The 18,806-nt window shown below is 74.8% G+C and carries 17 protein-coding genes and 1 pseudogene; 12 read left to right on the forward strand and 6 right to left on the reverse strand.

Annotated features, from left to right (window positions below; genetic code table 11):
• Window positions 1-64 precede the first annotated feature (64 nt).
• Both purD and MET2598_RS0132315 read left to right on the forward strand, forming a co-directional pair.
• On the forward strand, window positions 65-1,393 hold the full coding sequence (purD, locus tag MET2598_RS0132310) for a phosphoribosylamine--glycine ligase (RefSeq protein WP_012335717.1): 1,329 nt from the start codon (window positions 65-67) through the stop codon (window positions 1,391-1,393).
• 134 nt (window positions 1,394-1,527) lie between these two features.
• The gene (locus MET2598_RS0132315) at window positions 1,528-2,436 is read left to right on the forward strand and encodes an alpha/beta fold hydrolase (RefSeq protein WP_018263657.1); all 909 of its coding nucleotides are present in this window, start codon (window positions 1,528-1,530) and stop codon (window positions 2,434-2,436) included.
• Between the two features lie 7 nt (window positions 2,437-2,443).
• Here MET2598_RS0132315 and MET2598_RS0132320 read toward each other — a convergent pair whose 3' ends face one another.
• Window positions 2,444-3,274 carry a transglutaminase-like domain-containing protein gene (locus MET2598_RS0132320; RefSeq protein WP_012335714.1) on the reverse strand — a complete coding sequence of 277 codons (831 nt, stop codon included), beginning with the start codon at window positions 3,272-3,274 and terminating at the stop codon, window positions 2,444-2,446.
• A 178-nt stretch (window positions 3,275-3,452) separates the two neighbouring features.
• Window positions 3,453-4,778 carry an Nramp family divalent metal transporter gene (locus MET2598_RS0132325; protein ID WP_012335713.1) on the reverse strand — a complete coding sequence of 442 codons (1,326 nt, stop codon included), beginning with the start codon at window positions 4,776-4,778 and terminating at the stop codon, window positions 3,453-3,455.
• Window positions 4,779-5,080: 302 nt separating this feature from the next.
• Here MET2598_RS0132325 and MET2598_RS37800 point away from each other — a divergent pair.
• Window positions 5,081-6,092 (forward strand): annotated as a pseudogene (locus tag MET2598_RS37800) (alpha/beta fold hydrolase).
• A gap of 156 nt (window positions 6,093-6,248) precedes the next feature.
• On the opposite strand, the gene MET2598_RS0132335 reads toward MET2598_RS37800, so the two are convergent.
• Window positions 6,249-6,725, reverse strand: coding sequence for a nucleoside deaminase (locus tag MET2598_RS0132335; RefSeq protein ID WP_018263660.1), 477 nt, complete (start codon window positions 6,723-6,725; stop codon window positions 6,249-6,251).
• A gap of 44 nt (window positions 6,726-6,769) precedes the next feature.
• Between MET2598_RS0132335 and MET2598_RS0132340 the strand changes: the two genes are divergently transcribed.
• From MET2598_RS0132340 to MET2598_RS0132370, 6 genes are all read left to right on the forward strand, one after another.
• On the forward strand, window positions 6,770-8,563 hold the full coding sequence (locus MET2598_RS0132340; RefSeq protein ID WP_018263661.1) for a pseudouridine synthase: 1,794 nt from the start codon (window positions 6,770-6,772) through the stop codon (window positions 8,561-8,563).
• A gap of 3 nt (window positions 8,564-8,566) precedes the next feature.
• The gene (gene rsmD / locus MET2598_RS0132345) at window positions 8,567-9,124 is read left to right on the forward strand and encodes a 16S rRNA (guanine(966)-N(2))-methyltransferase RsmD (protein WP_018263662.1); all 558 of its coding nucleotides are present in this window, start codon (window positions 8,567-8,569) and stop codon (window positions 9,122-9,124) included.
• Between the two features lie 173 nt (window positions 9,125-9,297).
• Window positions 9,298-9,840: a GNAT family N-acetyltransferase gene (locus MET2598_RS0132350; RefSeq protein ID WP_012335708.1), complete on the forward strand. Its 543-nt coding sequence runs from the start codon at window positions 9,298-9,300 to the stop codon at window positions 9,838-9,840.
• A gap of 289 nt (window positions 9,841-10,129) precedes the next feature.
• Window positions 10,130-11,770 (forward strand): outer membrane beta-barrel protein, encoded by a 1,641-nt coding sequence (locus MET2598_RS0132355; protein ID WP_018263663.1) that lies wholly within the window; start codon window positions 10,130-10,132, stop codon window positions 11,768-11,770.
• Window positions 11,771-11,919: 149 nt separating this feature from the next.
• Window positions 11,920-12,162, forward strand: coding sequence for a hypothetical protein (locus MET2598_RS0132360; RefSeq protein ID WP_236728858.1), 243 nt, complete (start codon window positions 11,920-11,922; stop codon window positions 12,160-12,162).
• Window positions 12,163-12,916: 754 nt separating this feature from the next.
• Complete coding sequence (locus tag MET2598_RS0132370) at window positions 12,917-13,825, forward strand: AEC family transporter (RefSeq protein WP_012335704.1); 909 nt, start codon at window positions 12,917-12,919, stop codon at window positions 13,823-13,825.
• Between the two features lie 116 nt (window positions 13,826-13,941).
• On the opposite strand, the gene MET2598_RS0132375 is transcribed toward MET2598_RS0132370, so the two are convergent.
• Window positions 13,942-14,565: a class I SAM-dependent methyltransferase gene (locus MET2598_RS0132375; protein WP_236728859.1), complete on the reverse strand. Its 624-nt coding sequence runs from the start codon at window positions 14,563-14,565 to the stop codon at window positions 13,942-13,944.
• Between the two features lie 369 nt (window positions 14,566-14,934).
• On the opposite strand from MET2598_RS0132375, the gene MET2598_RS0132380 reads away from it, so the two are divergent.
• Genes MET2598_RS0132380 through MET2598_RS0132390 form a run of 3 tightly spaced genes read left to right on the forward strand, consistent with a single transcriptional unit; the run spans window position 14,935 to window position 16,870 of the window.
• Window positions 14,935-15,216, forward strand: coding sequence for a hypothetical protein (locus MET2598_RS0132380; protein WP_018263667.1), 282 nt, complete (start codon window positions 14,935-14,937; stop codon window positions 15,214-15,216).
• An 18-nt stretch (window positions 15,217-15,234) separates the two neighbouring features.
• Window positions 15,235-16,026 carry a hypothetical protein gene (locus MET2598_RS0132385; protein ID WP_236728860.1) on the forward strand — a complete coding sequence of 264 codons (792 nt, stop codon included), beginning with the start codon at window positions 15,235-15,237 and terminating at the stop codon, window positions 16,024-16,026.
• Window positions 16,019-16,870, forward strand: coding sequence for a DUF692 domain-containing protein (locus MET2598_RS0132390; protein WP_018263668.1), 852 nt, complete (start codon window positions 16,019-16,021; stop codon window positions 16,868-16,870). Before MET2598_RS0132385 ends, MET2598_RS0132390 begins: the two co-directional genes overlap by 8 nt.
• On the opposite strand, the gene MET2598_RS0132395 is transcribed toward MET2598_RS0132390, so the two are convergent.
• Together MET2598_RS0132395 and MET2598_RS0132400 are read right to left on the reverse strand one after the other, a co-directional pair.
• Window positions 16,860-17,939, reverse strand: coding sequence for an alanine racemase (locus tag MET2598_RS0132395; protein ID WP_012335699.1), 1,080 nt, complete (start codon window positions 17,937-17,939; stop codon window positions 16,860-16,862). The genes MET2598_RS0132390 and MET2598_RS0132395 overlap by 11 nt on opposite strands.
• Before the next feature lie 64 nt (window positions 17,940-18,003).
• Complete coding sequence (locus tag MET2598_RS0132400; protein WP_012335698.1) at window positions 18,004-18,648, reverse strand: AprI/Inh family metalloprotease inhibitor; 645 nt, start codon at window positions 18,646-18,648, stop codon at window positions 18,004-18,006.
• Between the last annotated feature and the right edge of the window lie 158 nt (window positions 18,649-18,806).

An 18,806-nucleotide genomic window follows, 5' to 3' on the forward strand; every position in this document is an offset into this window, starting at 1 on the left:
GCGGTTTCATCGCGCCGCCCGATCGCCTACAGGACCAGGCGAGACTCTCTGTCACGGACGGGCCATGCGCACCGATTCCCTCACGATCCTGCTGATCGGCTCCGGCGGCCGCGAGCACGCCCTGGCCTGGAAGCTGGCGCAGAGCCCGGCCTGCCGGCGCCTCCTCGTGGCGCCGGGCAACCCCGGAACCGCGGCGCACGGCACCAACCGGCCCGACCTCGACGTGATGGACGGGGCGGCGGTCGTCGCCTTCTGCCGGCGGGAGGGGGTGGACCTCGTGGTGGTGGGGCCGGAGGCGCCGCTGGTCGCCGGCCTCGTCGACGCCCTGGAGGCGGCCGGCCTCGCGGCCTTCGGGCCGCGGGCCGCGGCGGCGCGGCTCGAAGGCTCGAAGGGCTTCACCAAGGAGCTCTGCGCGGCCTGCGGCATCCCGACCGCCGCCTTCGCGCGCTTCTCCGCGCCCGAGCCCGCCCTCGCCTACCTGCGCGCGCGGGGGGCGCCGATCGTCGTCAAGGCGGACGGGCTCGCGGCCGGCAAGGGCGTCGTCGTGGCCGAGACGCTGCCGGAGGCCGAGGAGGCGGTCGCGCGCCTGCTCGCCGAGCCCGGCGCCGAGGTGGTGATCGAGGAGTGCCTCGTCGGCGAGGAGGCGAGCTTCTTCGCCCTCTGCGACGGGACCCGGGCGGTGGCCTTCGGCACGGCGCAGGACCACAAGCGCGTCCACGACGGCGACCGCGGCCCGAATACCGGCGGCATGGGCGCCTACTCGCCCGCCCCGGTCCTGACGCCCGCGATCGAGGCCGAGGTGATGGACCGGATCATCCGGCCGACCCTCGACGGGATGCGGGCGCGCGGCACGCCCTTCCGGGGCATCCTCTACGCGGGGCTGATGCTGACCGCGGAGGGGCCGAAGCTGATCGAGTACAATGTCCGCTTCGGCGACCCGGAGTGCCAGGTGCTGATGCCGCGGCTCGCGGGCGACCTCGTGCCGGCGCTCCTCGCCGCCGCGGCGGGCGACCTCGCGGGGATCGCGCCGGCCTGGTCGCCGCAGGCGGCGCTCACCGTGGTGATGGCGGCGCCAGGCTATCCGGGGCCGGTGACCCGCGGCTCCGAGATCCGCGGCCTCGCCGAGGCGGAGGCGGCGGGCGCCCTGGTGTTCCAGGCGGGCACGCGGCGGGAGGGCGACCGGCTCCTGGCCGATGGCGGCCGGGTGCTCGCCGTGACGGCGACCGGCGCGGGGATCGCGGAGGCGCAGGGCCGCGCCTACGCGGCCCTGGCGCGGATCGACTGGCCGGAGGGGTTCTACCGGCGCGACATCGGCTGGCGGGCCCTGGAACCGCGCCCTGGGAGCGCGGAGCCGCGCACGCTCGGCGGAGTTGCGGCGGGCAACTCCGCCTAGCTCTTGGTCCTGCATCATCGTCGCCGACGGGTGCTTCGGTTCGCCGCCGAAACGGTGACCCCTTCGGCACCGGCCGCTGTCGGCCGGCGGAATGATGCTTAGAATGCCGGGGACGCGACAGACGGAGCCGTCCCATGCCCGCCGACCTCTTCCCCGGCTTCGACTCCCACTGGATCGACCTGCCGGACGGGCGCTTCTTCGCCCGCGCGGGCGGGCCCGCGGAGGGGCCGCCGGTGCTCCTGCTGCACGGGTTCCCGCAGACCCATGCCTGCTGGCACCGGGTCGCGCCGGCCCTCGCCCGCCGCCACCGGGTGATCTGCCTCGACCTCAAGGGCTACGGCTGGTCGGCGGCCCCGAAGGGCGATCCCGCGCACGAGGCCTATTCCAAGCGCCGGATGGGCGAGGAGGCGGTCGCCGTGATGGAGCGGCTCGGCCACGCGCGCTTCGCGCTCGTCGGCCACGATCGCGGCGGGCGGGTCGGCTACCGGCTCGCCCTCGACCATCCGGGCCGGGTGGCCCGCCTCGCCCTCCTCGACATCCTGCCGACCCTGGTGCAGTGGCGGCGCATCGAGGCGGATCCCGCCCTCTACCCGCATTGGCGCTTCCTCGCCGAGCCGGCCCCCGGCCCGGAGACGCGGATCGGCCGGGGCCCGGACGCCTATTACGAGGGGCTCCTGCGGGGCTGGACCGGCGACGGGACCCTCGACGCCTTCGCGCCGGGCGCCCTCGCCCTCTATCGCCAGAGCTGGTCGGTGCCCGAGCGCATCCACGCCATGTGCGAGGATTACCGGGCCGGCGCCGGGCCGGACCGGGCGGCGGACGAGGCGGACCTCGCGGCCGGCCGCACCCTCGCCTGCCCGACCCTGATCCTGCCCGGGACCGGCTTCGTCGGCCGGGGCGGGCTCGATCCGGTGCTGGGCGCGTGGCGCGAGACCTTCGCGCCGGCGGCCGCGGGCGCCGCCATCGCCTCCGGGCACTTCGTGGCGGAGGAGAACACGGAGGAGACCCTGCGGGCGCTGGTGCCGTTCCTCGCGGCGGCCTGAGCCGGGATCAGGCCGCCCTGCCCCGCGCCGCCTCCGGCACCTCCTCCGTGCGCACCGTGAACTCGGCGAGCCGCGCCTCCCCGAAGCTCGTGGTGAGCGCCACGTCGGTGGCGTCGCGGCCGCGGGCCATCAGGATGCGGCCGATGCGCGGGCGGTTGTGGCGGGCGTCGAACGTGTACCAGCGCCCGTCGAGATAGACCTCGCACCAGGCCGAGAAATCCATCGGGTCGGGCACCGGCGGCACGCCGATGTCGCCGAGATAGCCCGTGCAGTAGCGCGCCGGGATGTTCATGCAGCGGCAGAAGGCGACCGTCAGGTGCGCGAAGTCCCGGCAGACGCCGCGCCCCTGCGCGTAGGCCTCCGAGGCGCTGCGGGTCGCGTCCGCCTGCATGTAGTCGAAGCGGATGTGGCGGTGCACGAAGTCGACGATGGCCTGGACGCGGCCCCAGCCCTCCGGCACCGCGCCGAAGAGCTGCCAGGCGGTCGCCCCGAGCTTGTCGGTGTCGCAGTAGCGGCTGCCCATCAGGAAGGGCAGCACCGCGTCCGGCAGGTCGGCCACCGGGACCTGCCGGGCCTGCGGCGCCTGCTCGTCCGGCCGGCCGGAATCCCGCACCGTCGCCTCGGCCGCCATGCGCAGCCGCCCGGCCGGCGCGAGGATGCGCGTGCAGAGATTGTCGAACGCGTCCCGGTACTGGCGCGCCGGCAGCGGCGGGTCGAAGACGATCGCCTCGGGTGCCAGCAGATCGGCCGCGCGGGACGGATGGGTGCTCAGCATCAGCACCATCGGGGTCGGCGCGGGCAGGTCGAAGGCGATCGAGAAGCCTGTTCTGATTCTCATGCGTGCGCCACGGTCGGGGACGTCTCGACACAGAAGTCCTTCATGCCGCGCATGTTCCGGCCGCGCCTGCCGATATCGGCCTCACACTGCCTAAATTGCAAGCAGAGGCCGGCCGCCCGGGCGCGACGATTCGGCCTGCCGCAGGCGGAAGACGGCCGAATGCTGCCGGGACGCAGCGTCAGGACCCGAAGAGCGCGTCCGCCAGGAGCTTGGCGTTGAGCCCGACGATCAGCGCCGCGATGACCCAGGACAGGCCCCGCAGCCAGCCGGGGATCGCGAGCGGCCCCATCTTGGCCGGGTCGGAGACGAAGCGGATGAGCGGGATCACCGCGAAGGGGAGCTGCATCGAGAGCACGACCTGGCTCAGCACCAGCAGCCGCGCGGTGCCCGCGTCGCCGTAGAGGGCGGTGACCGCGATGACCGGCACGATGGCGATGGCCCGGGTCAGGAGGCGGCGCAGCCAGGGCGCGAGGCGAAGCCGCAGGAAGCCCTCCATGACGATCTGGCCGGCGAGCGTCGCCGTGACCGTGGAGTTGAGGCCCGAGGCGAGGAGCGCCACCGCGAACAGGATCGAGGCGAGGCCGGTGCCGAGCAGCGGCGCGAGCAGCTCGTGCGCCTGCTCGATCTCCTCGACGTCGGTCCGCCCGGCGGCGTGGAAGACGCTCGCCGCCATGATCAGGATCGCGGCATTGACGAAGAGGGCGAGCATCAGGGCGATGGTCGAATCCGCCACCGCGAAGCGCAGGGCCGCGCGCCGGCCGGGCTCGGTCCGCGGATAGGCCCGGGTCTGCACGATGGCCGAGTGGAGGTAGAGGTTGTGGGGCATCACGGTCGCCCCGAGGATGCCGATGGCGAGGTAGAGGGCGGCCGGATCGGTGACGATGGCGGGGCTCGGCACGAAGCCGCCCAGCACCGCCCGCAGCGGCGGCGCCGCGAGCGCGATCTGGACGGCGAAGCAGGCGAAGATCAGGGTCAGGAGGGCGATCACGAAGGCTTCGAGGGCGCGGAAGCCCCGCCGCATCAGGAGCAGGATCAGCAGCACGTCGAGGCCGGTGAGCACCGCGCCCCACAGGAGCGGGAGGCCGAAGAGCAGCTTCAGGGCGATGGCGGTGCCGATCACCTCGGCGAGGTCGCAGGCGATGATCGCCGCCTCGCAGGCGAGCCAGAGGGCGAGGCCCACCGGCCGGGGATAATGGTCGCGGCAGGCCTGCGCGAGGTCGCGGCCGGTGGCGATGCCGAGCCGGGCGGCGAGCGCCTGCAGCACGATCGCCATCAGGTTCGACAGCAGGACGACGGCGAGCAGGGTGTAGCCGAACTTGGCGCCGCCCGCGATGTCGGTGGCCCAGTTGCCCGGGTCCATGTAGCCGACCGAGACCATGTAGCCAGGCCCCAGGAAGGCGAGCAGCCGCCGCAGCCAGGAGCCCGTGCCGTGCACCGCGACGCTCCCGTTCATCGCCCCGAGGCTCGCCTCCCCCCCGGCCTGTTCGAACCGCCACGCCCGCATCGTCCCGCGCTCCCGCCTGCGCGGCGATTATAGCTGGTGCTATAATCAATCGACAAGGCTGAATGGGGTGGCACGGAGCGAATCGCCGCGCGGGCGGGCCGGCGCCCCGTCAGGGCAGGAAAATGGACTCGGCCGCGCGAGCCCAGCAATTCTGCCCGGTTCCGCAGCGAGAAAGCCCACGACAATCGATGATCCGACGTATTCGTGAGACTTTCCTCGGCGACGACAGCTCATGGTGCTGCGGCGGCCTCGGAACAAACCGCAGGGCCTCGGCTTGACCCGGCTCGATCAAGCGAGGACACATGCGCCACGACAGCACCGATCATCTGAGGCCGCCCACCCGCCGCCCGACCTGGCTGGTGCCTACCCTGGTCGCCTCAGGGGCTGCCCTCGGGGCCTCGGCGGTCTACGCCGCCATCAAGGCCCGCGAGGCGGAGCGGGACCACCCGCCCGTCGGCCGGTTCCTCACCGTCGACGGGGTGCGCCTGCACTACGTGGAGCGGGGACGGGGCGACCCCCTGGTGCTCATTCACGGCAACGGCACCATGATCGAGGATTTCCTCGTCAGCGGCGTGGTCGAGGCGCTCGCCACGCGCCACCGGGTGATCATCATCGACCGGCCGGGCTACGGCTACACGTCGCGCCCGCGGGCCCTCTGGACGCCGCGGGCGCACGCGACGCTCGCACGCGACGCTGTTTCAGGGCGCGCTGGAGCGCCTCGGGGTCAGAGGGGCGGTCGTGCTCGGGCATTCGTGGGGCAGCCTGGTCGCGGTCGCCCTCGCGCTGCAGGCCCCGCACCTCGTGCGCAGCCTCGTGCTCGCCTCGGGGTACTATTACCCGACCCTGCGGGCCGACGTGGTCCTGTTCTCGCCCCCGGCCATCCCGGTGCTCGGGGATGTGATGCGCCACACCGTGTCGCCGCTGATCGCCCGGCTCATCCTGCCGGGCCTGATCAAGGCCATGTTCGCGCCCGCCGACGTGCCGGCGCGCTTCGACGCGCAGATGCCCAAGGAGCTGATGCTCCGCCCGTCGCAGCTGCGCGCGGCGGCCGAGGACGCGGCGCTCATGACCCCCGTCAGCATGGAGCTTCAGGGGCATTACCGCGACCTGACGCAGAAGGTGGTGATCATCACGGGCGCGGACGACCAGATCGCCGATGTCGGCCGCCAATCGGAGCGGCTGCACCGGGACGTGCCGCGCAGCGACTTCATCGTCGTTCCGGGCATGGGCCACATGATCCATCACCTCGCGCCCGACCGGGTCATCGACGCGATCGCGCGGGCCTCGGCGCGGAGCCAAGCCAGGGCCGCCTGATCCGGGATCCGCTCGATCGCAGCGGATCCCGGATCGCAAGCCCGCGCGGCGCCTGAGCGACGCCGATATCCGCACGGCCGAAATGGGAGATGGCGAAGCCATCGACCGGATGGCGGATGAGCCGCCCGCGGAGATCGCGCGGCGGGGCCATTCCGCTCAGTCCCGCCGCGCGCGGAAGAACTCCCGCAGCAGGGAAGCGGCCTCGCTCTCGCGCAGCCCCCCGTAGACCTCCGGGGCGTGGTGGCAGGTGGGCTGCGCGAAGAAGCGCGGCCCGTGCTCGACGGCGCCGCCCTTCGGGTCGGCGGCGGCGAAGTAGAGGCGGCGCAGGCGCGCGAGGCTGATCGCCGCCGCGCACATGCCGCAGGGCTCCAGCGTCACGTAGAGGTCGCAGCCGATCAGCCGCTCGTCGCCGATCGCCCGGCAGGCGGCCCGGATCGCCAGGATCTCCGCATGCGCGGTCGGGTCCCGCAGGGCGCGCGGGCGGTTGCCCGCCACCGCCAGCACGGTCCCGTCGCGCACGATCGCGGCGCCCACCGGCACCTCCCCGAGGGCGGCCGCCTCCCGCGCCGCCGCGAAGGCGAGCCCGAGCGGATCGGGGCGGCCCCGTCTCGTCGTCTCCGGCGAATCCCCCATCGGCCCCGCTCGCGGAAAAGGATGCGCTCTGGTATCAGGCGCGCATGAGCGACAGCAACGACGACGAGCCCCGCGGGGAGAGGCGCCGCCGCGGGACGGCCGAGGCGTCCCCCGGCGCGGCCTCCCCCGCCCGCCCCGCGCCCTCCGAGACGGCCGAGCCCGAGCGCATCGCCAAGGTCATGGCCCGGGCGGGCGTCGCCTCGCGGCGGGACGCGGAGGCGATGATCCTGGAGGGGCGCGTCAGCCTCAACGGCGAGACCCTGACCACGCCCGCCGTGACGGTCGGGCCCGGCGACCGCATCGTCGTCGACGGCGAGCCCCTGCCCGTCCGCGAGCGCACCCGGCTGTGGATCTTCCACAAGCCCCGCGGCGTGGTCACCACCGCCCGCGACCCCGAGGGGCGCCAGACCGTGTTCGACATCCTGCCCGAGGACCTGCCGCGGGTGGTGGCGATCGGCCGGCTCGACATCAACACCGAGGGGCTGCTGCTCCTCACCAATGATGGCGGTCTCGCCAAGGTGATCGCCCATCCGGAGACCGGCTGGCTGCGCCGCTACCGGGTGCGCGCCTACGGCGACGTCGACCAGGCGGCCCTCGACCGCCTGCGCGGCGGCGTCACCATCGACGGGATGGAATACGGCCCCGTCGAGGCCAGCATCGACCGGCAGCAGGGCGACAATGTCTGGCTGACGCTCGGCCTGCGGGAGGGCAAGAACCGCGAGGTGAAGCGGATCCTGGAGCATCTCGGCCTCTCGGTGAACCGGCTGATCCGGCTCTCCTTCGGCCCGTTCCAGCTCGGCGACCTGGAGGTCGGGCTCGTCGAGGAGGTGCGCACCAAGGTGCTCAAGGAGCAGCTCGGCCGCTCCCTCGCCGAGCAGGCCGGCGTCGACTTCACCAGCCCCGTGCGCGAACCGATCGCCCCGTTCGGGTCGCCCAAACCCCCGGCCCCCGCGGCCGGCAGGACGGGCGCCCCGGGTCGCGACCGGCCCCGGGGCGAGCGCCCGGACCGCGGCGCGCGCCCGGATCGCGGGGAGCGCCTCGACCGCGGCGAGCGTCCGGCCCGGCCGGGCCGCGACCCGGCCCGGCCGCAATTCGCGCGCCCGCCCGCCCCCGGGGCGCGCCCGGAGCGGGACCGCAAACCCGCGACCGGGCCGGCCCTGCGCCGGGCGGTCTGGCACGACCCGGAGATCGAGGCCGCGGTCGAGGCGCGCCCGCGGCTGCGGCGGCGGACGAACGATCCCAAGGAGGCCCGGGCCGCGGCGGCCGAGCGCCCGCGCGAGCGGGTCGGCGCGATCGCGACGGGGGAGCGCCGCGTCGTGGTGGAGCGCCTCAAGGCGGAGCCCGCCCCCGAGCCGCGCCGCCCGCCCGAGGGCCGGCCCCGGCCGGAGGGCCGGCAGCGGCCGGAGGGCCGCCTAGATCGCGAGCGGCCCGCCCGCGGCGACCGCCCGCCCCGCGCGGGCGAGGAGCGCCCCGCGCGGCGCCCGCGCCCGGAGGGGTCAGGGCGGCCCGAGGGCGGCGCGCGTCCGCGCCCCGAGGGCGGCGGCCGGCCCGGCTTCGGCAAGGGCGGATTTGACAAGGGCGGCTTCGGCAAGGGCGACTTCGGCAAGGGCGGCCCCGGCGCGGGCCGCGGCGGCCCCGGCTTCGGCAAGGGCGGTCCCGGAAAGGGCGGTCCCGGAAAGGGCGGCTCCGGGTTTGCAAAGGGCGGCCCCGGCTTTGCAAAAGGCGGCTCGAAGGGCGGCCGGCCGGGTCGCGGCGGCGCGGCCCCGCGACCCGGCGGACCGGGCGGACGACCGGGCGGCGGGCGGCCCGGCGAAGGGCGGCCGCCCCGCGGGCGCTGAGCCATGCGCATCGTCGGCGGCGCCCTGCGGGGCCGGGCCCTGGCGGGGCCGCGCAGCGACGCGATCCGGCCGACCTCGGACCGGCTGCGCGAGGCGCTCTTCAACGTGCTGGCCCACGCCTACGGCGACCCCGTCCCGGGGGCACGGGTGCTCGACCTCTTCGCCGGGACCGGCGCCCTGGCCCTGGAGGCCCTGTCGCGGGGCGCCGCCTTCGCGCTGATGGTCGACGAGGGCGCCGAGGCGCGCGGGGTGATCCGCGGCAACGTCGAGGCGCTCGGCCTGGGCGGCACGACCCGGCTCTTCCGCCGCGACGCGACCCGGCTCGGGGCGGCCCCGCCGGGCGAGCCCTTCGGCCTGGTCTTCTGCGACCCGCCCTACGGGCGCGACCTCGCCCCGAGGGCCCTGGAATCCTGCCGGGCGGGCGGCTGGCTCGCGCCGGGGGCCCTCGCCCTGGTCGAGGAGGCGGCCTGCGCCGCCCTCACCCTGCCGCCCGGCTTCTCGGAGCTGGAGCGCCGGACCTACGGCGAGACACAGGTGGTGTTCGCCCGCCTCGACCCCTGATACGACATCCGGTTGATTGCTTCGCAATGCGGATTTCGGCTTCCCTCGAGCGCCGCGCGGGCTTGTCATAGGTTTTCCGGAAGTGATCTTCCGGAAAACCTATGACCCTGCCCGGGATCCGCGGGCGCCCCCGGCATGGCACAAGCGGGGCCGGATGCGGGAGGGGAAGCGGCATGGCGCGTGCGGACGACCTGATCGTGCGGCCCTGCGGCCCGGAGGACATCCCGGCCGTGCAGGCGATCTACGCCCACGCGGTCCGCACCGGCCGCGCCTCGTTCGAGCTCGATCCGCCGGACATGCCCGAGATGCTGCGCCGCCACGCGGGCCTGGTCGGGGCGGGCTACCCCTACCTCGTGGCGGTCGCGGGCGACGCCCTCCTCGGCTACGCCTATGCGGGCCCCTACCGGACCCGGCCGGCCTACCGGGGCACGGTCGAGAACTCGGTCTACGTCGATCCCGCCCGCCTCGGCCAGGGCATCGGCCGGCGCCTGCTCGGGGACCTCGTCGAGGCCGCGACGGCCCGCGGCTTCCGCCAGATGGTGGCGGTGATCGGGGATTCCGCCAACGCGGCCTCGATCCGCCTCCACGCCGCCCTCGGCTTCGCGCAGGTCGGGGTGCTGCGGGCGGTCGGCTGGAAGCACGGGCTCTGGCTCGACACCGTGCTGATGCAGCGGGCGCTCGGCCCGGGCGACGCGGCGCCGCCGGACGCCCCGTGACCGGACCGCCCACGGCGGCGCGGCCCTCCTCAGGCGAGGGCCCGCCCCTCGGGACGTCGAGCGCGGTCCGGGCGGCCGCGTTGGCGATCACCTCGACGAGGCGGGCGTCGTCCCGGCCGCCCGCGGCGGCCGGCCCGGCCCCGATGCGTTAATCGGCTGCTAACCCTAACGTTTTATTGCCGGTCCGGGGAGCCGCGCGCTTGCGGGGCCGTGGCCGCGCATCCGGGCGGCTCCCTCGATCCTGGGGTCCGGCGCCCTGCCCTGCAGGCCCGGCGAGGCGGAGCGGCCGGTGGTGCCAGAGCGGCCGACAGACGAGCGGGGACGGGCCGCCGGGAAGCGGCCGGCGAACCCGTCCGCTGGCGGAGCCGGATCCGCGCCGGGACCCTGGTCCGCGCCGGGACCCTGGTCCGCAGGCGGGCTCGCCCTCGCGGCGCTGCTCCTGGCCGGACCGGCCCGGGCCCAGGCTCCGCTCCCCGGCACGGACCCGGCGCCCGGAATCGCCGCCGAGGCGGGCGGCGCGGCGGCGTCCGGGAGCCTGCGCCTGCGCGGCACGGCCGAGACAGGTCCCCGCGCCCAAGCCCGTTCCTCCGCCCGCCCTCTGGGCGCGGGCGAGAAGCCCCGCCGGCCGCCGCAGCGGCGCACCCGGCCGCCGACGGCGGGCCTCGTGCGGCCGCTCACGCAGGCTCCGGTCGCCGATCCGCCGGCCCTGCATCCGGTCGTGCAGGAGCCGGTGGTCGGCCTGCCCGATCCGAACCTCGCCGCGCCGCTCCTGCGGCGACGCCCGATCGACCCGACCGACCCCTACGCGCCGCTCGGCGTGAAGGTCGGCGGCCTGACGCTGTTTCCCGCCCTGCAGCAGAGCGCCGGCTACGACACCAACCCGGACCGCGCCGCCAAGGGCAAGGGCTCGGCGGCGTTCCGCACGGACGGCGAGCTCGGCTTCCAGAGCGACTGGTCGGCCCACTCGCTCAGCGGGACCCTGCGCGGGGGCTACGTCAGCTTCCCGGACAACCGCACGGCCGACCGCCCGGACGGCGACGGCGCCTTCCTCCTGCGCCTCGACGCCTCCCGCGACACCCGGATCGAGGTCCAGGGCAGCTACCTCGTCACGACCCAGCGCGCGAACAGTCCGGACCTCAACGCGCAGTTGCGCGAGCGTCCGGTCGCGGCGAGCTACGGCGGCACGGTCGGGGTGGTGCAGGATTTCAACCGCCTGCAGGTGGCCCTGCGCGGGGTGATCACCCGCGATTCCTTCGACGACGCGCTCCTCGCCAACGGCTCGGTCCAGCGCCAGGACGAGCGCAACGCCAACACCTACGGGCTGCGCCTGCGCACGGGCTACGAGATCGGCCCGGGCTTCACCCCCTTCGTGGACGCGCTCCTCGACACCCGCGTGCACGACCTGCGGGCCGATTCCGCGGGCTACCGGCGGGACTCGGACGGGCTGACGCTGCGGGGCGGGTCGTCGTTCGAACTCTCGCGCATCCTCATCGGCGAGGTCTCGGCCGGCTATCTGCGCCGCGGCTACGCGGACAACCGCCTGCGCGACGTCACCGGCCCGGTCTTCGACGGGGCGCTGCTCTGGGCCGCGACGCCGCTGATCGCCCTGCGGCTCACCGCCAGCACCGGCGTGATCGAGACCGTGGTGCCGAACGCGAGCGGCGTCCTCACCCAATCCTACGGGGCGGAGCTCACCTACGACCTCCTGCGCAACCTGCGCCTGACGCTGATGGGCTCTCTCTACTCGAACGAGTATCGGGGCGTCGGCATCCGCGAGGACGGGCTGCTCGCCGGCCTGAAGCTCGATTACCGGCTCACCCGCTGGCTCGGCATCCGGGCGAGCTACACGCACGAGGACCTGCGCAGCACCGCGGCGGGATCGAGCTACCGCTCCGACACGTTCCTGGTGGGAGTGCGGGTCAATCCGTGAGCCGGGCCGGCGGCGCCGCCCGGCCGGGCTTGCCATCCGTCTCCGGGAAGCAATCGTCCCGTTGAAGGCGGATATCCTGTCGTGCAGCCGAGTTGTCCATCCGTCACGACGCCTCGCGCCGCAGGATGGCGCCTGGCGATGAAAGCAGAATGGCCGCACATCACGGCTATGCAGAAGAAATTCTGAAGCCCGCAGCGGAGAATATGCATCTCAACCCGATGACGCCGATCGGCCCGGTGCATCCCCTGCGCGAGCCGATGTGCGAGAGCCGCGAGCCGGACATGAGCGTCGAGGCCGTCCATGCCAGCCCCTCCGGGCGGAACTGCTTCGCGGACCGCGACCACGACGACTCCATCGGGGTGCCGCCGACGCGCTCTCCGCCGCGGTCCTGATCCTGGCGCCGGACCGGCGCATCGTGTTCGGCAACGCTCAAGGCGCGGGCCGAGCGCGCGCGGGGGAGCCTGCTCCGCGAGCGGGCGGGACGCCTCGTGGGCGCGACGGCGGACGGGAGGCGGCTCGTGGCCGAGGTGACCGCCCGGCACGGGAGCAGGGGACGCGACGCGCGCCTCAGCGACGCGACGGGACGGGTCCCGTACGCCTCCCGGGTCGCCCTGGCGAAGGTCGGCGAGGCGCTCCTGCGCCTCCTGCGCGAGCCGGAGCGGGACTTCGTCACCCCCGCTCGCCTCGGCCGCCACCCTGGTCCGGCTCCCGCCCGGCGAGCTGCGGGTGCTCGCACACGGATCTCCTGCGCGTCGTGCTCGGCCTGCGGTCGCCCCTCGGGGACGCGTCGTAACCGCCGGATGCGCGACAGGCGAAAGCTGCCCGCACGCTGAGTTCGCGCTGCCGATCACGGCGCCCGCGCAACTCTTCAAGACGACGAACTCTCTCCTCCGTTTGGCGGAGGCGCAAGCGGCGTAAATCGACAAGGATGCACTCCGAGACGACCCGGGAGCATCATCACTCATGCCGGATGTGGTAGCCATGACTGCATTTCTGCCGATCATCTGCCACGCCGACCGCGTCGTTCAGGCGGCCTCGCCCGGGGCGAGCGATCTCGCGGATGTCCCCGCCCCCGCCACCCGCGCGGGCGACGCCGACTGATCCACGAAGGCCGGCGGGACGGCCGCCGAACAGGGGCGTGACGCCATGGACAACATCATCATGCTGTTCGCCTGCCTGATGATCGGGATCATCCTGCAGAAGGCCGGGCGCGTCCCCGACAACGCCCACACGGCCCTGAACGCCTTCATCATCCACATCTCGCTGCCGGCGCTGATCCTGTCCCACATCCACTCCGTGCGCATCGACGCGTCCGTGCTCTACGCGATCGCCATGCCGTGGATCGTCTTCTTCGCGAGCGTGGTGCTGTTCTGGCTGCTCGGCAGGATGCTGAACTTCAGCAGGAAGACGACGGGCGCGCTCAGCGTCGTGGCCGGGCTCGGCAACACCTCCTTCATCGGCCTGCCGGTGATCGAGAGCTTCTTCGGCGCGGACAAGATGCAGCTCGGGATCATCATCGATCAACTCGGGACCTACCTGGTCCTCAGCACGCTCGGGATCCTCGCGGTGTGCTTCTACGCCGAGGGACCATCGCTCACGCACCGCGACATTCTCAAGAGGATCGCGGGCTTCCCGCCGCTGATCGCGCTCGCGGCCGCCCTCCTCCTGCTGCCCCTCCCCTATCCCGACTGGTTCGCGTCGATCCTGGCGCGGCTCGGCGGCACGCTGGCTCCCCTGGCGCTCGTCTCCGTCGGATTGCAGCTTCGCGCCGCGGCCCTCTCCGGCAACGCCCTGGCCCTGTGCCTGGGCATCGGCTACAAGCTCCTGCTCGCCCCCCTGATCATCATGGCCCTGTACATCGGCCTGCTCGGTCTGAGGGGCGTCCCGGTCCAGGTCACGCTGCTCGAATCCGCGATGGCGCCGCAGATCGGCGGGTCGATCGTCGCGATCCAGTACGGCCTCGACGCGCGGCTGATCACGCTGCTCGTCGGCATCGGCACCGTGCTGTCCTTCCTGACGCTGCCGCTCTGGTGGGGCCTGTGCGCCCGGATCTGATCCCCGGCCCGCCCGCTCGGGGCCGCGGTCCCGCCGCGACGGGCGCCCGGGGCCCCGCCGCCCCGTCGAGCCACGGCCCCCTGATGCCGGGCGACACGCGACGGCCCGCGACCGGGTCAGCCGAACCGGCCGCCTCCCGGCGCCCGCTTCCGGGCGACCACCGCGACGATGTGCCAGCGCTTCACCGGGCCGTGGATCGACGGGGCGCGCTCGACCTCCTCGCGCCGCCAGACGACCTCGAAGCGCGCGAACAGCCGCGCGATCTCCTCCGCCGTCCACCCGAGGCAGGCGCCCTCGCGGACCCACTCGTCCCGCATGCCGAAGAAGTGGCCGGCGAACCATCCGTCCGGAGCCAGGGCGTCCTCGATCCCGGCCCAGACGCGCGGGAAGTGCTCCCGCGCGCAGAACGGCAGGCTGAAGCTGGCATTGACGAGCGCCGCTCCGGCGGGCAGCGCCGCGGCCTCGAACCGCGCCCGGACGAAGCGGAACCGGGCGGCGTGGCGCGGCTCGACCGCCGCCCGCACGGCCTCCCCGGCGCGCGCGGAGGCGTCGATCGCGACGACGGTCCACCCCCGGCGCAGCAGGGCGAGGCTGTCCTGACCGGCGCCGCAGCCGAGATCGATCGCGAGCCGCCGCGCGCCCGCCCCGCCGCGGCCCATCCGCCTCAGCGCCTCGACGAGGGACGCCCGGGGCGGATCGTCGATCGGGGACGCGCCGCGCGCCTGCGCCCGGTCGGTCACGGCCGGCCGCTCCCCGCCGCGGGCCGGCACAGGCTCCCCCGCATCAGGAGAGACCGGCCCTCGCGGCGTCCCGGCGCAGACGAGCGCGCCCGACTTGCGCCGAGGCCGGAGCATACGCAACGAGAAGGCCGCGTTGCGGGAGTCATGCCCAAGTGATACTCTTCGTCTGTACAGTTGCAAGTCCGGCCGGATTGGAGCATCGGCGGGAGTGCGGGCGCATCCCCCGGGAGGGGAGGCGTCGAGGACTGCCCCGCCGAGGAGGACGCGTCCTGCCGGTCACGGACATGCGCGGTGCACGGCCAGGGCGGGCGCCGCGTGCCCCCGAACGCGGCCGGACCATCGACCCGACGCGCCACGGAGGAGACCGGCATGCCGACCCGCGACGACAAGGACGGCGCCCGGCCCGAGGGGAGCGCCCCCGAGCAGGGCGACCCGTTCGAGGCCGTGGAGGTCGCGGCGCCCTCGGACCCGCAATCCCTGCCCCTGGACGACCTCGATCTGGCGAGCGGCGGCGCCTCCTGCGGGGCCGGCTCCTGCTCGGCCGACAACACCAAGTGCCGGCGATCCGAGTTCGTCCAGATCACGGACACCAGCAGCCGGTTCAATTCCGGCATTCTCACCACGATCGTGAAGTTCTTCTCCTTCAGATGAGGGGGTGAGATCGCCAGGATGAGCTTGTCTGACATGCAATCCGTGCTGGCGAAACTCTATACCGACGAAATCTATCGGGGTTTGTTCTTCAAGAATCCGGAAGCCGCGGTGGAGAGCCTGGGCCTGCCGGCGGCCGAGGCCGCGGCGCTGGCGGCGCTGCCCCGCGCGCCCGTGGAGGAGATCGCCGGCGAGCTGTTCGGCAAGGCGCTCGACCGCATCCGCAACGCCTACCCGGCGGCCTGCGCCGCGGCGCCGGACCGCGTCGCGCGGGCCTACCGCCGCTACTACGCGGGCCACCCGTCCCAGGATAGGGCGCAGTCCCTGGCGCATCTCATCGGGTTCGGCAGCAGCCTCGCCCAGGCGGTCGGGGCCGGCGACCCGCCCTACCTGTTCGACCTCGTCCGGTACGAGCGGCAGCGGCTCTGCACGAAGCGGGGCGCGGAGCCGGCGCGGTCCGCGGGCGACGGCGAACCGGCGCGCGAGGCCCGGCCCCGCCTGGCGCGCGGGACGACGGTGGAGCGGCACGGCTTCGCGGTCGCGGCGATCGCGGCCGCGCTCGGCCGGGGCGAGGCGGTGGCGCCGCAGCCCTCGGCCTGCATCCTCGCGGTCTATCGCCGGCGGGAGGACGGCGCGCCCGGCGCGCTCGCGATCAACGCGGCGACGGAGCGCCTGCTCGACCTGTGCGACGGGCGCACCGACCTCGCCGCCTGCGCGCGGATCCTGGGAGAGGAGCTGCGGCGGGGGGACGTCGCGGACCTCGTGCGCCGGCACGTCTCGCACCTGGTCCGGCTCGGAGTCCTGCATGCCTGAGCGCCCTGACGCCAGCGCCCACCTGGGCGCGGGGATCGGCTACCGGCTCGACCTGCGCGAGGAGATCCTCGGCGCCGCGGGCCGGGTCGAGGTCGTCGAGGTGATGGCCGACAACTACCTGTTCCGGCCGGAGCGGCGGAACGAACTCGCCGCGCTGCGCGAGCGCCTGCCCATCGTCCTGCACGGCCTCGACCTCTCGGTGGGGAGCGCGGAGCGCCCGAACCCGGACTATCTCGGGGAGGTGCGCCGCCTCTGCCGGCTCACGGCGGCGCCCTACTACAGCGACCACCTCGCGGTGACCCGCGTGCGGGGCGTGAGCCTCGGCCACCTCACGCCGGTCTGGTACGGCCGGTCGAACCTGAGCGCCGCGATCGACAACGTGAACGCGGTCCAGGACTGCCTCGGGATCCCGCTGGTCCTCGAGAACATCACCGCGGACCTGACGATCCCCGGGGCCGAGATGACGGAGGGCGAGTTCTTCCGCGAGCTCGTGCGGGCGACGGGGTGCGGGATGCTCCTCGACGTGACCAACATCGAGGTCAACAGCCTCAACCGCGGCCTGGACCCGGCCGACATCCTGCGCTCCTTTCCCCTGGAGAGCGTCGTGCAGGTCCACCTCTCGGGCGGCGTCGAGGCCGGGGGGCGGATGATCGACAGCCACAGCGCGCCGATCTCCGAGCGGAGCTGGAGCCTCTACGCGGACCTCCTCCGGCGGGCGGCCGCGCGGGTCGTCATCGTCGAGAGGGACGCGGATTTCGACGACGGGGCGGGGATCATGCGGGAGGTGTCGCGCGCCGGGGCGATGCTCGCCGCCGCCCGCGCGGGCGCGCCCGTCAGCCCGTGAGGCCGCGGGCGGCGACCGGGATCTCGCCGACGATCCGTCCTGCGCGGGTCGTCACCAGCCGGTCGACCATGTTGACCACGACGCAGACGTGGTTGGGGACGACCCGCACCACGCTGCCCACCGGCAGCGCCTCCGGGCAGGCCGCGAGGTCGAGGAAGCCGTGCTCCTCGGCGAGCTTGTGGATGCGGGCCCGCGGCGCCTCGCGGATCAGCCCGTACCCGTCGAGGCCGCCGCCCGGATCCGCCGTGAGCGTCTTCGAGCCCGCGTCGAGGACGCCGCGCTCGGGCACGGCCCGGCTCACCACCGTGGCCACCACGTCGAGGGCGCAATCCTCCGGGAGCGCCGCCCCGCAGGCCATCATCATGCGGTCGTTGAAGATCACGGTACCGGCCCGGTGCTCGGTGGCGCCGCGGACCGCCCCGAGATGCCGCAGGTTCGGGGTGCCGCCGGTCGAGACGATGCCGGCCTCCAGCCCCTCCCCGGCCAGGCCCTGCCGGACGCGGTCGAGGAAGGCCTGCGTCGCCGCGACGCCGTCCTCCGGCGGGTAGAGCAGGAGCCCGGCGAAGCGCAGGGAGGGCGTGCCGGCGATCTGCCGCGCCAGGGCCACCGCCTCCTCGGGGCGCGCGACGCCGGCCCGGGCGCGGCCGGTGTCGCATTCCACCATCACCGCGAGGGGGCGCCCGGCCGCGGCCGCCGCCTCGCCCAGCCCCGCCACCACCGCCGGGTGGTCGGCGCTCACCGTCAGGGCGGTGCGCCGCAGCAGGCGGGCGAGGCGCCCGAGCTTCTCCGGCCCGACGAGGTTGTAGCTGATCAGGATGTCGTCGAGGCCGGCCTCGGCCATCACCTCGGCCTCGCCGAGGGTCTGGCAGGTCAGGCCCCGCGCCCCTGCCTCCCGCTGCATCCGCGCCAGGACCGGGCTCTTGTGGGTCTTGATGTGCGGGCGGTTGGCGAGGCCGGCGGCGTCGCAGGCCGCCTGCAGCCGGGCGATGTTCCGCTCGACCCGGTCGAGGTCGATCATCACGGCCGGGCTGCCGAACGTGCGGGCGACCTCTTCGGCGAGGGAGGGCATCGGGGACTCCGGGGCGGCGGGACGAGGCCGCGACCCTCGCCCCGATCCGCGCCCCTGTCCAGCCTCAGCGCACCAGCGCGAGCGGCGCGCCGGACTTGGAGAGGGCGCCGTCCATGGCGCCGCCCGCCGCGCGCAGCCGCGCCGCGACCGTGCCGCCCGGCTGGTAGAGGTAGACCTCGCCGTCGCGGTAGTCCCAGGCCGTGACCTTGGCGAGGTCCTTGTTGGCGCAGCCGCTCGAGGTCGCCTTGTAGAGGTCGAGGGCCGGGGTGCTGGCGAGCGTGATGCGGCAGCTCGCCCCGGTGGCGTCCTTGGCGGTCCAGCCGCCGACCACCGAGGAGCGCCCGCCGGCCGCGACCGGCGGGGGCGGCGCCAGGGCGGCCTGCTGCTGCACCGGCGCGGGCGCCGGGCCCGGCTCGGCCATGATCGGCCCGCCGGGATTGGCCGCCACGCCGGACGGGGCCGCCGGCTCGCCCGGCGCCGCGCTGGCGCCGGGCGGCGGCGCGAGCGGGGCGGAGGTGACCGGGCCGGCGGCGAGGCCGGGCGGGCCGAGATCCGGCTCCGCCTCGGGCGCGGCCGGGCGCGCCTGCCGGGCGGCGAGGCGCGGCGGCGCCGCGTCGAAGCGCGAGGAGGCGCAGGCCCCCAGGCTCGCGGCGAGCGCCGCGACGGCGAGCGACGGCACGGCGACGGGGCGGAGGGTCGAACGCGGCATCACGGATCCCGGACAGGAGGGGTTTTCGCCGCCATAGCCGCACCGGAAGGCGCCCGCAGGGCCGGCCGGAACGACAAAGGCGCCCGCAGGCGCCTTTTCGAGGGGGTGTGGCCGCAATGCCGCAGCGGGAAGGATCATCCCGAATGCGGCGGATTGCG

The sequence above is a fragment of the Methylobacterium sp. WSM2598 genome (assembly GCF_000379105.1).
Taxonomy (GTDB): Bacteria; Pseudomonadota; Alphaproteobacteria; order Rhizobiales; family Beijerinckiaceae; genus Methylobacterium.